Below are 14,951 nucleotides of genomic sequence, written 5' to 3'. Positions count from 1 at the left end.
TCCTTCAGACGACACACACTGCATATGTCTTGATAGGAGAGAGCACCGCAAACAGAGCAGTTGCCCAAAAGGGCATCCTCAAACTGGGGCGGAGTCTGCCTATCAAGGAACCCAAACAGAAAATCCCGCTTGGTTCCCGGCATTTGGGATTCAATAAACTGAAGGGCCTCGAGGAGGATGTGACTTGTAGCCCCACGGGCAAAGGGACATTTGTCTCCAAAATACTTGATACCCCTGACCCTACAGTAGATGCGTATCTCCTCCGATTCGAGGCGGAAGAGGGGTTTCATTCGAGCCACCAACCCTGGGCCGGCAGGCAAGAAAGGATATGCCTTTTGTAGGTATGCGTCCCTGTGCCTTAGAGTGTTGCCCAAAAGCCTGCTGGCTTCATCGTCCAGGTTGTGCCCCGTGGCTATCACGGAAAAACCTTCCTGAAGGGCAAGCCTGTTCAAAAATTGCCGCTTCAATGTTCCACACACAGAACACACCTTGCTGCTTTTAAGCTTGGCGATCTCCGGCAGGCTGAAGCCAAAAAGATCCTTCAGTTCATAGATCGAAAGCTCAAGGCCACGGGATTTGGCAAATTCCTCACAAGCCGACCTCGAGGCTTCTGAAAAGTTCGGTATCCCAAGGTCTATGTGAATCCCTTTGGTGGTAAAACCAAGATCTGCAAGAACATCCCACAACGCCAAAGAGTCCTTCCCTCCAGATACAGCCACCATGATGGGCGTATCCAGCCTTATGGGGAATTTTTTCATGGCCCTATTAACGGCTTTATGGAAAAAGACCAGGAAACAATCCTCGCAGAAATTCGCGTGGTGACTAGGAAGGGAGATAATTGCTTTTGCCCTGCATCGGGAACATTTGGCGTTATGAGAAAGACGCCCATAAGAGGCACTTTTCAGCTTCATCTCTATCACCTCGCTTGGCTTCTTCTGCATAAATTACTTTTATGCTAATAGCCGCAGGAAAGCTTTGTAGTTTTTATAATATGATATCAGCAACGTCTTCGTGAACTACTCCATGCTATAGAGCATGGAGCTTCCTGCTTCAACGAGGTAGCTTACACGAATATGAGGGTTAGACCCCAATATTCGTGCAGAGGCTTCCCTCTCCACAGGCGTAAGTTCGGGCAGCCCCTGCCCTACCACCCTTAAGGCGGGTGAAACCTTTTTTAGCATCACTAAACACGCATTTAAATCTCTGTCCATGAAATTACCACACTCAGGACAGAAAACAGTTCTGTCAGAAAGCCTGAGATCCTCAAAATATGCCCCGCATTTAGAACACACCCTTGAAGTAAGTTCAAAGCGGTCAACCTCAAGGACAGGCAGGAGGCTGGAACACAACCTCTCTTTCAACTTTCCTATCCCCGAGTATTGAACCTCCCTTGAAAATAACCCTTCATGCCACGACTTTACGCTGTCATCCTGAAATATCACAAGGCTGTAGAACTTTAAGAAAGCTATAATTTTGTTTATCGCATCCTTCCTTCTGTTGTTTATTCTCTCATATTCCCTTGCAAGCTTTTGCCTTGTTTTTTCTCTGTTTTTTGAGCCTTTCTCCTTTTTTACAAGTTCTTTCTGAAGTCTTTTTAGCCTCTTGCTTTCCGGAATTTCAAAGTCAATCTTCAGTCCGTTGGATAGTGTTAGCTTGTCTTTCACTCCAAAATCTATAGCTATCGGTTTGTCTATTGATTTTCTGTTTTCCTTTGGCAGATAGCAGGTGATGTGAACGTAATAGCCTGAAGGCTTGCGAACGAGCAAGGCTTTTGTCAATTCCGCATTCTCAGGTGTTTGATTTAATCCTCTCACTTTGAATGAACCAAGCTTTTGAAGATGCACTCTCTTTTTTTCAAAGTCAATTTTGTGAGACACTCCATATTGCTTGAAGGGTATGGAATTTACTCTCTTCTTTGGCTTTAGTCTTCCTACTTTCATGCCGTTTTCTTTCAGTCGTGACAAAGCTTTTATGCTATCCTTAATCCTATCCGCTATCTCCTGGCGCACCTGAGAACCAAGAATTGTAAGTTCTCTTTCTTCAAAGTCTTCTCCTACCTTTACGTGAACTTTTTTGACCTTGTTTCCGTCTATGGAGAAAACGTCTTCTTGATGAATAGTCCAGTTATAGAGCCATTTGGCTTCAAGGAAGGCTCTTTCTAAAAGTTTTCTCTTGTCCCTGGAGAGTTTTTCAAGTTTGAGAACGTAAGTCCTTGCAACCTGCCTTTGTCTTATATCTTTCGTTCTACTCAGGCTTTCTCTTATCTTTTCTGATTTAGTCATCTGTAGCTCCATAAGAATAATGTACCACAATCAGCCATTCATCTCCACCCTGTAGAGGGTGGAGCCTTCTGGCTTATAATTGAGTAAGTTTTAGATATTTCGCAAAAGCGGTCCTCCAACTCTATAAACGCCTCCACGATCACAGGATCGAAGTGCTCACCGCTTTGTCTTATTATCTCTCTCATCGCGTCTTCGTGGGACCATGGTTCTTTATAGGGTCTTTTACTTCTCAATGCGTCGTACACGTCTGCCAATGCGACTATCCTAGCGGCCAGAGGAATGTCTTGTCCTGACAGTCCGTAAGGATATCCTTTGCCATTCCATTTCTCATGATGATACAGGGCTATGTCCCTTGCAAGGGCAAGATAGCTATCCACGCCAAATTTATCTCTAAACTCCTTGTTCGCTGCCTCAATAACCTCACCGGCAATTATGGTGTGTTTTTGCATGGCCCGATATTCTTCAGGCGTTAGCTTACCAGGCTTTGTCAGTATTTCGTAAGGAACAGCCGTTTTACCTATATCGTGCAGTGAAGTTGGGTAAATCGCATCTGAAGAATTTTATTTATGTCTATTTTGCCTCCCAGGAACCACTGAGCTCCACGTATTCACTACCTCCAGACCAAGAACCAGCCAAGCTTCCTTTCTTTATGACACCTTCAAGTTTACCAAATATGGGCTCATATACATCGTGCAGCTTCCCCTCATAGCGCATGCTGCCTGTTGCCATACCAGACCACTTAGCGTATATCCCACCGGTTTCAGGGTTATAAGATCCGGATATGCTTCCAGTTATTGAGACATTTTGGTTGGAATCTTTATAATTTCCGCTCAATGCACCATTCACTGAACTACCCCTGATGGATATGGAAATTTTTCCCGAGATTCCATTCCCCGCAAAACCTCCTCTATAGCTGCCATCAGCCGAAATTTCTTTTTTCCTGTGTATTGAAGCAAGTTCTTGGCCTCCCAGAAGTTTGCCATTACCCTTAAAGGAGAGCCCCACTCCTTTGACATCTCCCATGGCTAAAACCACAAAACTTATGCTCTGCTCTGGCGCAATGATGCTGAATGAAGGACTAGATCCCCAACCCACTCCACCTTCCGAATAACTGCCTATAGGTTCTACCTCGCAGGCAAACCCCTCGATCGTTTTGCCGCTTATGTTATTCACCGTAACGGTAAACGCTGTTTGGTCTTCTCCCGCGCTGGAAGAGACACTCCAAGAGATTAACTCTGTGGGTTTTGGCTTTTCAGGTTTGGGCTTGTCATCTTGCTCATCCACCGGAACTACCAGGGTGTCACCTGGCTTGGGAAGAGATGGAGATTGCTCCGGTTTGGGCTTTTCGTCCAATTCGTCTTGTTCTTTTTCTTTGTCTAGGGCTGCCATTTCTTTGACCAACTCGGCCTCAACGGCTTCCTCCTCTTGTTTTTCTTTAGCCGCCTCTTTTGCTTTTAACTCTTCCACCCTGGCCAACTCTTTTTCTCTGGCCATCTCTGCTGAAACCTGGGCCTCTGATTCTATTTCCCTTTTCAGGTTTTCATAAGTTCGCTCTTTGCCCTCCAGCCCATACTGGTTGCATAACCTTTCAAAAGACCCTTTCGCAAGGATCATGTCTATGGCCACCTTCTCGGCTTCCGCTCTGTCTTTGGCATATCCTCTCTCTATTAAATAAGTTTCAAGATATCTATACTCTGCGGCCATGGTGGCCTGAAAAAACTCATCCCTTAAGGCTTCCTCCCTGGTTTTGGGCCAATTCTCCACGGGCCCCACAACCTCAAGCATGGTGGCGTATATTTTTTCAAAGTTCTTCTGACCCACCCACGTAACGGCCGCATCTCCTGCCATTTTCCCTATGTTGCCTATGGCTATTATTTGACCTATGGCCGGAGCGGTATAGCCTATAACCTTGCCGGCAGTCACCTCCCCTAGCTTATGGGACGCCTTACTAAAATCTCCTGCAATAATTGCTTCTCCTATTGCGGCAAGATCCTGTAAATCACCAGCTAGTCCCAACATTGCAGGTGTTTGGCCAGTAAGGCCGGTTATGAAATTGCTCGCTGCTTGGATGGGATCGGGAGCTACACCTTCCTTAAGCGGTTCTTCCGAAAAAGATGGAGACTGAAACAGCACCACGATACTAAAAAATACTAAAATAACTCTTAAAGGCCTCATCACTACCTCCTAAAAGATAAAGATTAACTATCCCCAAAAACCTTTTTACGCCCCATGGGTATCTTTGCTCATAGTCCTGCCTTCTGCCTCAGCTTTGCGGCCAAAGGGCTTTTTGCTCTTTCCAAAAATTCGAGCTCTCTTTTTACCCCCTTTAAATCTCCCCTTGCTAAAAATACAAGCCCCAATCCCAAATGAGGCTCATTGAATTTGGGGTTTAACTCTAAGGCTTTTCTGTAAGCATCTTCAGCTTTTTTAAAATCTTTGGCACCCAAATGGGCAAATCCCAGGTTGCTCCATGCCACTACAAGGCCGGGCTCCAAACTCACGGCCCTGCTTGCAGCTTCCACTGCCTCAACGTACCTTCCATTTTTGATGAAACACAAAGAGAGATTGTTCCACCCATAGGGATAGTCAGGAGCAAGCTCTACAACTCGTTGGAAAGCCTCCTGCGCCTTTTGGATTTCCCCTAGGTGCAGTCTAGCTACCCCTAAGTTGTACCATCCTAAAGCTTCTTCAGGCCTCTTTGCCAAGAACTTTTCGGTATAGCTTGCCTGTCCGCTCCAGTCCCCCATATTCCCCAAAACAGCTCCCAGGTTAAAAAGTGCAGAAGCCAGGTCTGGGTTTAGCGTAAGAGCCTTTCTATAACAAGCGGCGGCCTCGTTAAATCCTTTCATTCTTTCAAATACAGCTCCACAGCGAAACCACCCATCTGGAAAATCTGGAGCCAGTTGAGTTACCTTCTTAAAATTTTCCAAGGCCTTTGGGTCATCTCCCAACTTCTCAAAGGAAGCTCCTATGTTGTAATAAAGTGCCGGATTCCCGGTGTCCACTGAAAGGCCTTCGCTGAGTACCTCCAGGGCTTCCTTGGGCCTTCCCATGACGTTTAGGATACTGCCTAGGTTCAGATAAGATCCAGAGTAATCGGGCCTAAATTTTATTGCATATCTATAAGCCTCTTCCGCCTCCTTGAGCATATCAAGGCGCTGGTAGGCTACCCCCAAGTTGTAATAGGCCACTGCTGATTCGGGGTCGGCCTTCACCGCTAGCCTGAACGCCGCAGCAGCCTTTTTGAAGTTGCCGCTCTGTGCAGCAGAAAAGCCTATCTTCATGTACTCCTCAAAGGTTGCAGCCAGAAGGGGATGGGAACCCAAAAACAAAAACGCCATCAAAAGGAGAAACAAAGCATATTTTCTCGAATACAATGAATTCACCTACTTTTTAGATTCTGCATAATATATCTAAAAATTTATCATTTTAAGCTCCTAAAAACAAGAAACAAAAAAGGATGTGTCGCCGGACAGTGATATTGTCACCCTGTAAGGGGACAGAGAAAATGTAACCATGAGTAGGGGTCCAAAAGGGGACATTTTCACTGTCCCGTTAAAGACATTTTAGGGTGACATTTTCACTGTCCGTTGACAAGAATATTTATTATGAGCAATTTGCTTTCTAAAACCTTTGGTTATACCCAAAACGTGCATTATAATTATGATCTATCCGTTAGGTTTTGAACTTCAATACGTCACGCTATCAAGCGCAACGCTACATGCCATGCCACAAAAAAAATTAAAGACCTAACTTCGGAATGCTGGAATACGAGGTGTAAGAAAGTCGTGAAGAGAAGCTTTTTCGCGATCTTTTACTTGTGCCTTGTGATCCTTTTATTTCCCCATCCATTTCACTCGACAGGCCATGCCGAGGACAATCCCGAGGAAAGCCTGATAATAAACAAAACCTTGTATGGTGATAGCACAAACTTTGGTCGCATTTACAATTACAGCACAGCATTGCATGGAATGTGGGGGAGCACCAGCACAATGGTTAACGCCCCAGATGGGGAAATTAAAACTTTCTGCAGCAGCGCTTACGGAATCTACGGAACGGAAAGCTCCAATATATTCAACTATGGCAGCATAATTACAATGGGTTCGGGAGCTTACGGATTATATGTTACTAAAACATCTTCAGGAGAAAACAGCGGTTTGATTCATACATATGGCATAGGAGCTTACGGAACCAATGTAAGGGAAAATTCTACGTTTAGAAATACAAGCTCTGGAACCATCGTAACAGAAAATGAGAGTGCATCAGGAATTTTGGCTTTCTATGCAACAGCCATAAACTCAGGAATCATAAGAACCTACGGCAAAATGTCCCGCGGAATGGCAGGCACTTGGTTTGCTGAGGTGCAAAACGAAGGACTAATTGAAATAGGCCAAAACACAAACGGCTACGGTTTATGGGCTCTTCAAAACTCTTCACTAACCAACAGTGGCACAATCAATGTTCTTGGCGACGAGTCCTTCGGCATCTATATATCCCAATCTTCCTCCGCTTCAAACACTGGGGCAGTAACCACCCGAGGAATAAATTCCCCTGGAATATACGCAAATGATTACTCTACCGCTGACAATTATGGAACGGTAACGACCTATGGGCATGAAGCTTTTGGATTTGTCGCTAATAATGGGTCGACAGTAAGAAATTACAAAGACATTATCACCTATGGACCAAACGCTATCGGAATGCTCGGTACCAATTCATCCCAACTTTTCAATTTGAGTTCGGAAACAATAGAAACATGGAGCGACGGGGCCGCAGGTATGGTCGTATCCCATAATTCATACGGGGAGAACACAGGAACGATAATAACTCATGGCAATGAAGCACATGGTTCAGTCGCCTACGACTCTTCATCAATAGCAAACAAGGAAAGCGGAAGAATCATAACTTACGGAGAAAGGTCCTACGGCATGTACATTTATGGCAATTCTACAGGCTCCAACAGCGGCAAGATAGCCGTTTATGGCAAAGACAGCTACGCAGTTTTCGTGGAGAAAAGCTCTTTCTATAATTCAGGAGAACTTTATAGCAAAGAAAGCGCAGCATTGGTTGCAACTGAAGGAAGCAACATAACCCTTTATGACGGCACCACTCTCTCCGGTTCCAACCTTCTGTTGGGAGACGAAAGCTCGAGCATCAATGTGAACATAAAAAATAACATTTCAGCCAGCATCTTTGGTTTTGGCTCTTTGATAAAAGATGGGAAAGGCTCTCTCATGCTGGAAGGAAACTCTTTTGCAAATAATTCCTACAATAGAAAAGGAACCCTGATAATAACGGAAGGAAGCCAACTTGCTACAAACAGTTACACCCAAGGATCGGATGCAACCTTACAAATCATAGCGGATAACCATGCTCCCGCAGCAATCATCAAGGAAGCATACCTTGATGGAAAAATAAATATCGACATCTCAAATTTGCAGGCTCCAGGGGAGTACAGCTTCCTAACTGTTGACTCTTTAGATGGCAATTTCGACTACGTGGCATTCGAAGACAAAACAGGTTCTCTTTGCTTGTTGGCACCGAAATGGGATTACGAAAACGGGAAATGGCATTATCGCAGCATGGTTACATACTCTTTTTCCGAACAAGCTTTGGGCCTAGTGGCTGCCGTAGAAGGAAGAGACGTTCCTAAAAATATGCTGCTTTATAAGATTGGAAATCAGTTAGAAAACCCCCGCAAAGAGCCTGTTTTTTATGGAAAACTTCTCAAAAGTCAAAGCACCCGCAAACCTTCAGAGACAAGCCCGGCTGGTTTCGACACAGAAACAATAGGTATAGCTTTGGGGTACGACCATGGACGAAACAACAGCCTAATCGAGGGCATATGCGCAGGCTATACGGAAAGAAACATATGGTTTACCAATGTGCCAATGGCAAAATATGACTGGGAAAAACAAAAAGAATGGCACATAAACAAGTATATAGCCAAAAAATTCAACCGTTGGGCATTGGTAGACATAATAGGCTATAGGCATATAGATCATTATAGTTTCAGGAAACAAGTGGTAAACAACGCTACTGCAAGGTTTCAGAGCTGGTCCATATCTAACGATATAAGCTTTATTTATACATCTATAGATAAACTCCAATCATGGAGCATAACCCCTTATATAGGCCTAAGCTGGGAGCTTTTCAAAAGAGAGAGCTACAACGAGGTCGGGGGGATGGGTTATGACGACTTTGACACCAACATTATCCAAGGCGTCATAGGGTTTTCCGCCAAAACGGCACGTAAACTTCACAACACAAGCTTCAACTCCCATTTAGACTTTGCGTGGCTTCATTTGCTGAAGGGCAAGGACATAGACATAAAAGCTTTTTATGGTGAAAATAGCATCCTATACAAAGAAACCATGGACAAAGACCTCTTTTTTATCAACTTAGGCCTCTCTTTGGCAAATCGCAACGGCATAACTTTCCACATAAACGGTTGGGGGCGCTTCGGGAAGTCGTGTAAAAACCACGGTTTCTCCGCACAGATTGAGTGGAGCCTGCAATAGACTCATAAACGTTCCAAGGCTCTACATAGTCAACCCAATCCCTGTGGCAAATCCAAATCATTAAAATGAAAGAGAGGGAACCTCGTCTCTTACAAGGCTCCCTCTTCTGCTTTACTCTATGCCTTTTCTTTCGATGTATAACTTAGGCGAAGACTTCCCTGATGATCTCCAAAGCCTGGTCGATCTCTTCCTTGGTTATGACCAAAGGAGGAGCGAACCTGATGATCCAGTCATGGGTCTCCTTGCACAAGATGCCTCTGTCCTTAAGGGCCGTGGTGTACTTCCTGGCCTTGCCGGCGGATTCATTGAGCACCACGCCAATCAAAAGTCCCTTCCCTCTGACCTGTTTGATCTTTGGGGAGTTGATCGCCTTTAAGCCGGCCATGAAGTACTCTCCCATCTCCTTGGCTCTCTCCGCCATGTTCTCCTCAAGGAGGACATCGATGGCAGTCATTGCAACGGCACAGGCGAGGGGATTGCCACCGAAGGTGGAACCATGGCTTCCTGGCTCGAATACGCCCAGCACGTCCTTGTTGGCCGCTACGGCAGATACGGGCATCACGCCACCACCCAAGGCCTTACCCATGATTATGATATCGGGATCTACATCCTCATGCTGGAAGGCAAAAAGCTTTCCGGTCCTGCAGAAACCGGTCTGTATCTCGTCCACGGCAAGGAGGACGTTGTTCTCCTTCGCCAGCTTCTCAAGGCCCTTGAGGAAGCCGTCACTGGGAACTACCACGCCCGCTTCACCCTGGATGGGCTCCACTAATATACCGACGGTGTTCTTATTGATCGCCTTTTCCACTGCCTCAAGATCGTCGTAAGGAACGATGACGAAACCAGGAGTGTATGGTCCATAATCATCCTTTGCCACGGGATCCACGGAGAAGGAGATGATGGTGGTGGTGCGGCCGTGGAAATTCTGCTCGAAGACGATTATCTCAGCCTTGTCCTTCTCAACTCCCTTTACTCTGTATCCCCACTTGCGCATGGTCTTTATGGCAGTCTCAACGGCCTCGGCGCCTGTGTTCATTGGAAGAACCATGTCCTTGCCGGTAAGCTCCGCAAGCTTCTTCGCAAATAGGGGCCAACGGTCGTTGAAGAAGGCTCTGGACGTAAGGGTCAGAATGTCCGCCTGCTCCTTAAGAGCCTGGATGATCCTGGGATGCCTGTGACCCTGGTTGACAGCCGAGTAAGCAGAAAGCATGTCCATGTAACGCCTTCCCTCTGGATCCTCGACCCAGATACCCTCAGCCTTGGAGATGACCACTTCCAAGGGATGATAGTTGTGAGCACCATACTTGTGCTCCATTTCCATTAGTTCCTGCGACGTGTACTTTGCCATTTTACTCCCACCTCTTCTTTAGAAATGAACTTAAATGTGTTTTGAGTTTACATGTCTAAATCAAATAAACCATTTTTTACATTATGAAAATCTTGTTCACAGATGTATTTTATTGCTTTTGTCCAAGCTTGTCAAAGGGTTTCGTTTATTAGAAATTTTCTGTCATATTTTCGACGTGGATCTCACAGATTGAATTTTTCATGTTGTATGGTTCATTGTGTCAAGATCTTTCAAATAGTGCTAATAAACTGAGCAAGTTTTGCAAGATAACATTTTGTGCCATTCAATGATAGAATTGACGGAGCACGCAGTAATGCGCAAATACATACATGCATAGATAAATGCTGGAGGTGCGGCATCCTTTGATGGGCCTTTTGGTGCTTTTTTCTATGGGAATCGTCGGATGGAAAATTTTCGAACGGCTACGCCTACCTGCTCCCGACCTTTTAGGAGCCTTGTTTTTTGCATCTATGCTGGGAGCATCTGGCGTAACCTTTCCTTTCCCCAGCGTGGAGGTAACTTTCCTGAGCAAGCTCATAATAGGAAGCTACATAGGCCTCATGGTGGACCGAACGACTGCCAACATGCTCAAGAAGGCAGCCCTTCCTGCCTTGATAGTGGCTGCTTGGATGCTCTCTGCCTCGGTGGGCATAGGCTTTCTGCTCTACTACATGACGGACCTTCCCCTTCCCACAGCCCTTCTGGGCTCAACCGCTGGAGGAGTTTCTGAAATGGCCCTCTTGAGCCTCTCTCTCAATGCGGACACGATTACCATAACGCTTCTTCAGGTCTTTCGCGTAATTTTATTTCTAGTGCTAATGCCCTTTTTGGCTCAGTGGATGAACAAAAAGAACAGCCCTGCTAAAAAACCCACAGAAAACATAAAAGTCAAAGATTCCAATACAAAGAAAAACTCTAGTCCCAAGGAAATACTAATCCTGTCTCTGACGGCAGTAACCGGGGGCCTTATAGGCAGGGCATTGGGCCTTCCAGCAGGCGACTTATTGGTGACCATACTGTTCGTAGCATTCCTCAGCATTAAGCTTCCCTCACCGCCCAGGGTGCATCCTCTGGCCCGTTCCATGGCTCGAATAGGCGTGGGCCTTTCAATAGCTCAGCAGGTAACAAAACAGACACTTCAGATGCTTTCTACAATATGGTTTCCCATACTCATCCTGGCTTTGGCCATGATAGTCTCTGGCATCGTCCTAAGTTGGATTCTCCACAAGATAACAGGATGGGACTACAGCACCTGCCTTTTGGCTTCCTCCCCTGGAGGGCTTAGCCAAATGAGCATAATCGCAGATGAAGTGGGCGCCAACCCCCTCTTGGTCAGCGCCCTGCACACTACTCGCTTGATAAGTATACTGACCGTTCTACCCATACTCTTCCGGTTCTTGCTAACCCGTTACATGTGAATTACAGGTAGCGGGAAGCCGTTTTTTTGGGCACTGGGCAGAGAATGAGGTTTCTCGCCCAAAGACAGTCACCACAGCTAGGGCTGTTGCCCCAGCAGTCCTGTTCTGTGGAAAGTACAAAGTCACAAGCGTCCCTCAAAGAGCAATCCGTACATGATGGATAAACATAGTTTTTCATGATAAACCTAAACCAGGTATATTCCCTGCTGGTCCATATATCATGAAGAGATGAGTCTCCTGCGTTGCCAAAGGAGTGAGCCTCTACCTTCTTTTTTCGTCCGAAGATGTACTCGTCGTAGGAATGAAGCAAACGATAACAGGGGAAGACGCAGCCGTCATATCTTATTACCGCCGAAATGCTCTCATCGAAATCGCACCGCCGCTCCGTCTTGAATCTGAACGCAGAAAGCCTTATGGCAAGCCCTCTACCCGAAAGGGCATGTAGTTTGTTTTCGATTTTCGTCATATCCACACTTTCATCATATAGAATGTAATCTAATTGGCTTTCATCCACGGGCAGAAGATTGGAAATAATTACGGATTGCACGCCCAGGCGGGTAAAAAGCCTTACCATCTCAGGCAGATCTTTGTAATTTTCCTTCGTGGCCACTACCTCTATTCCCATGGAAGGAGCATCCCTCTTCATGGCCTTTTTTATCTCTGAAATTTTTCTTATTACCTCCAAGACCTTTTCTGAGGAGGCATGCCCCAAGCTCATAGGATTTCCAGGCAAGGTATCCATGGAAAAGTAGACTACATCCAGCCCTATACCCACCAGGAAACCTATCATCTCGTCGGTCAAGAGGGTTCCGTTCGTAGAAAGGCCCAGGGCGTATCCCCTGGATTTTATGTCCTTGGCTATGGCCTCAAAATCAGGATGGAAGGTGGGCTCACCTATGCCACCAAGGTAGATCAACTCAAGCTCGGGGAAGGCCCTGCAGTCCTCCATTATCTTTTCATACAGAGCAAAAGGCATTTCCCCTTCTGTGTCCCTGAAGGACTTTTTGAAGCACATGGGGCAGTTCAAGTTGCACCGCCCCGTTATCTCCAGGAAAAGGTACTTCAGGTCCGGCTTGGGCTCAATGGTAACCTTGGCGTTCCAAAAATTGAAGCTGTAGGCCACCTTTAGCCGCCTCCTATGGGTGGAAACAGGGTAATCACATCATCCTCGCTTACAGGGGTATCCAGGCCCTGAAGGTGAGCTATGTCCCTCCCGTTGACCAGGAAGATCATTCCATGTTCCAGTTCCTTTTCAAAAGAGGGCCCGTAGAGGCCCTTGAGCTTGTCAAGGACCTCTCGGGCTGTTTTGGCCTCTATTTCTATCTCTTTTCGTTTGGCTATCTCGACCAGCGTCGCAAAAAGTTTTACTTTGGCCATCTTATACCTCTACCTCTACAGGCCCAGCTCCTGCTTCTTGGCATCGGAGACCGTGCCGTCGGGGTTCCATCCTCTGAGTTTGTAGTACACCGGCATCATTTCCTTGACTTTGGAAGTTTGCCCTTTGTAAGGCCCTTCAGGCATTGGTTCATTTATCATCCTCGGAGGCAAGGTATCCTCCTCCGCCTTTAGGCCAGCTTCAAGGTTGAAAATCCTCTCCGCATTCCATATGCGCTCGCCTATCTTTATGTACTCTTCCGTAGAGAGGTCCCAACCAAAGAAGCTGTTGAGCAGATCCCTATAGTCGTCTCCCCATAAGCCAAAGGACGTAAAGATGCAAAGCCCTGCAGAATCCACCAAGGCCGTGGCCTCTTGAATCAGCTTGGTCATGGCTACCTTTTCCTCACTGGTGTCCGTTGGGTCCATTTTCTTGGGATACCCAAGAATCTCAGGGCTTATCATGTAACCTTTTACGTGGTCTCCTCCCCTGTTGCACGTAGCATACTGGAGTCCTAGGCCTTGGACTACCCTCGGGTCATACGCAGGAAGCTCAAGCTTCTTTACGCTCATGGAAAATTCCGGCCTGCCGTAAGACTCGGCCAACCTGTAGCTTCCCTCGGCGAGCTTGTCACCAAAACCCTCTCTCTTTGCGATCTTGTCTATGTAGTAGTGCAGTACCTCTGTGTTGCCAAACCTAAAGGGCGGGCCTGGCTCGAATTCCTCATCCTTTATCAGGCCGTTCTCGTAGAGTTCCATGGCCGCCGCCAGAGTTGAGCCCGTGGATATGGTATCCAAGCCGTATTCGTCGCACAGGTGGTTTGCCGTCACTATGGACGCAAGGTCATTGATGCCCATATTGGATCCAAAGGTCCAAATACTCTCGTACTCTGGTCCTTCTGACTCTTCCTTCATGAGAGGTAGCTTAGTGACCCTGCCACAGCCTATGGGGCAGGCATAGCAAGGTTTGTTCTTGGTGAGATACTTGGCTTCTAGAGCCTCTCCGCTCTGTTCTGGCGCCTTGTCGTAAACACCGGTCTGGAAGTTCTTGTGGGGATATAGCCCGTTTTCGTTGATTATATTGACCAGCACAGCCGTACCGTACTTGGGCAAGCCGCCCCCTGCAACGGGGTCGTTTCGCAGGATGTTCACCTTTTCCCTAACGACCTGCATGAACTTTTCTCTGTCCGCAGGTTGAGGTGCTCCCTTTGAACCAATCACTGCTATGGCTTTCAAGTTTTTGCTGCCCATGACGGCACCAACGCCGGCACGCCCTGCAGCTCTGTGTCCATCGTTCATGACAGCAGCAATCTTTACAAGGTTTTCGCCGGCCGGCCCTATCAAAGCAATTTTTGCTTTTTCTCTTCCGATCTCTTGCCTCAAGGTTGCCTCGGTTTCACTTACAACCTTACCCCAGAGGTGGGACGCATCCTTTATCTCCACATTGTCGTCCTGAATCAGAATATATACAGGTTTTTCCGCCTTACCTTCAATGTAGATGGCATCCCAACCTGCATGCTTCAGCTCCGCACCGAAATAACCTCCAGAGTTGGCGAAGGCTATAAACCCGGTTGTGGGGCTTTTTGTGACTACGTTGTAACGGCCTCCCGTCGGGGCACTTGTGCCGCTCAAGGGCCCGGAGGCAAATATCAAGGGATTTTCAGGACCGAGAGGATCTACTTTGGAGGCTTTCGCCCTGAGCATAAGGTAAGCTCCAAGCCCTCTTCCTCCTATCCACCTTTTGGCGATGTCCTCACCTAAGACCTCCGTCTCCACTTTCTTCTCTGTGAGATTAACCTTTAACAACTTGATCTCAAAGGCCATACTCCTTTCTCCTCCCTTCAATCAAAGAGATGTTCTTCCAAGCTCCCCGCATACCAACTTGCCTTTTCCCTTTTCTGTATCACACCTCCCAATCGTCATACTAACGTAATAATTATATCCTCTCTGCTCAGTTACGTCCATATAATTGTGTAAAATTAATGTAGATGAGCCTATATTTCGTTCC

11 protein-coding genes are annotated in these 14,951 nt (G+C 46.6%); 2 read left to right on the top strand and 9 right to left on the bottom strand.

All coding sequences use genetic code 11. The annotated features are described in order from the left end of the window. From V7Z69_RS08490 to V7Z69_RS08470, 5 genes are all read right to left on the bottom strand, one after another. The coding region (locus tag V7Z69_RS08490; protein WP_334139591.1) for a PP-loop family protein at positions 1-941 on the bottom strand (941 nt) is incomplete at its 3' end. Positions 942-1,016: 75 nt separating this feature from the next. Beyond that, on the bottom strand, positions 1,017-2,282 hold the full coding sequence (locus V7Z69_RS08485) for an RNA-guided endonuclease InsQ/TnpB family protein (protein WP_014164017.1): 1,266 nt from the start codon (positions 2,280-2,282) through the stop codon (positions 1,017-1,019). 38 nt (positions 2,283-2,320) lie between these two features. After that, positions 2,321-2,773: an HD-GYP domain-containing protein gene (locus V7Z69_RS08480; protein ID WP_244406378.1), complete on the bottom strand. Its 453-nt coding sequence runs from the start codon at positions 2,771-2,773 to the stop codon at positions 2,321-2,323. Positions 2,774-2,852: 79 nt separating this feature from the next. Continuing rightward, the gene (locus tag V7Z69_RS08475) at positions 2,853-4,457 is read right to left on the bottom strand and encodes a hypothetical protein (protein ID WP_334139590.1); all 1,605 of its coding nucleotides are present in this window, start codon (positions 4,455-4,457) and stop codon (positions 2,853-2,855) included. A 68-nt stretch (positions 4,458-4,525) separates the two neighbouring features. Next, complete coding sequence (locus tag V7Z69_RS08470) at positions 4,526-5,623, bottom strand: tetratricopeptide repeat protein (RefSeq protein ID WP_334139589.1); 1,098 nt, start codon at positions 5,621-5,623, stop codon at positions 4,526-4,528. Between the two features lie 447 nt (positions 5,624-6,070). On the opposite strand from V7Z69_RS08470, the gene V7Z69_RS08465 reads away from it, so the two are divergent. After that, entirely contained in the window at positions 6,071-8,803 is a 2,733-nt protein-coding gene (locus tag V7Z69_RS08465) for an autotransporter outer membrane beta-barrel domain-containing protein (RefSeq protein ID WP_334139588.1), read from the top strand. A gap of 142 nt (positions 8,804-8,945) precedes the next feature. On the opposite strand, the gene rocD is transcribed toward V7Z69_RS08465, so the two are convergent. Further along, positions 8,946-10,151 carry an ornithine--oxo-acid transaminase gene (gene rocD, locus V7Z69_RS08460; RefSeq protein ID WP_014164020.1) on the bottom strand — a complete coding sequence of 402 codons (1,206 nt, stop codon included), beginning with the start codon at positions 10,149-10,151 and terminating at the stop codon, positions 8,946-8,948. A gap of 341 nt (positions 10,152-10,492) precedes the next feature. Here rocD and V7Z69_RS08455 point away from each other — a divergent pair, with 341 nt between their 5' ends. Continuing rightward, positions 10,493-11,569 (top strand): AbrB family transcriptional regulator, encoded by a 1,077-nt coding sequence (locus V7Z69_RS08455; RefSeq protein WP_334139587.1) that lies wholly within the window; start codon positions 10,493-10,495, stop codon positions 11,567-11,569. 1 nt (position 11,570) lies between these two features. Here the strand turns inward: V7Z69_RS08455 and V7Z69_RS08450 are convergent, their stop codons facing one another. From V7Z69_RS08450 to V7Z69_RS08440, 3 genes are read right to left on the bottom strand one after another with little or no spacing between them, the layout of a single operon-like run. After that, the gene (locus V7Z69_RS08450; protein WP_334139586.1) at positions 11,571-12,692 is read right to left on the bottom strand and encodes a tungsten cofactor oxidoreductase radical SAM maturase; all 1,122 of its coding nucleotides are present in this window, start codon (positions 12,690-12,692) and stop codon (positions 11,571-11,573) included. Between the two features lie 2 nt (positions 12,693-12,694). Further along, entirely contained in the window at positions 12,695-12,946 is a 252-nt protein-coding gene (locus V7Z69_RS08445; RefSeq protein WP_334139585.1) for a MoaD/ThiS family protein, read from the bottom strand. Positions 12,947-12,961: 15 nt separating this feature from the next. Continuing rightward, positions 12,962-14,767, bottom strand: a complete 1,806-nt coding sequence (locus tag V7Z69_RS08440) for an aldehyde ferredoxin oxidoreductase family protein (protein WP_334139584.1) — start codon at positions 14,765-14,767, stop codon at positions 12,962-12,964. Between the last annotated feature and the right edge of the window lie 184 nt (positions 14,768-14,951).

Source organism: Thermovirga lienii, from assembly GCF_036847465.1.
Taxonomy (GTDB): domain Bacteria; phylum Synergistota; class Synergistia; order Synergistales; family Thermovirgaceae; genus Thermovirga; species Thermovirga lienii.
Note: the sequence above shows the minus strand (reverse complement) of the source record. Positions and strands in the feature narration are given on the sequence as shown.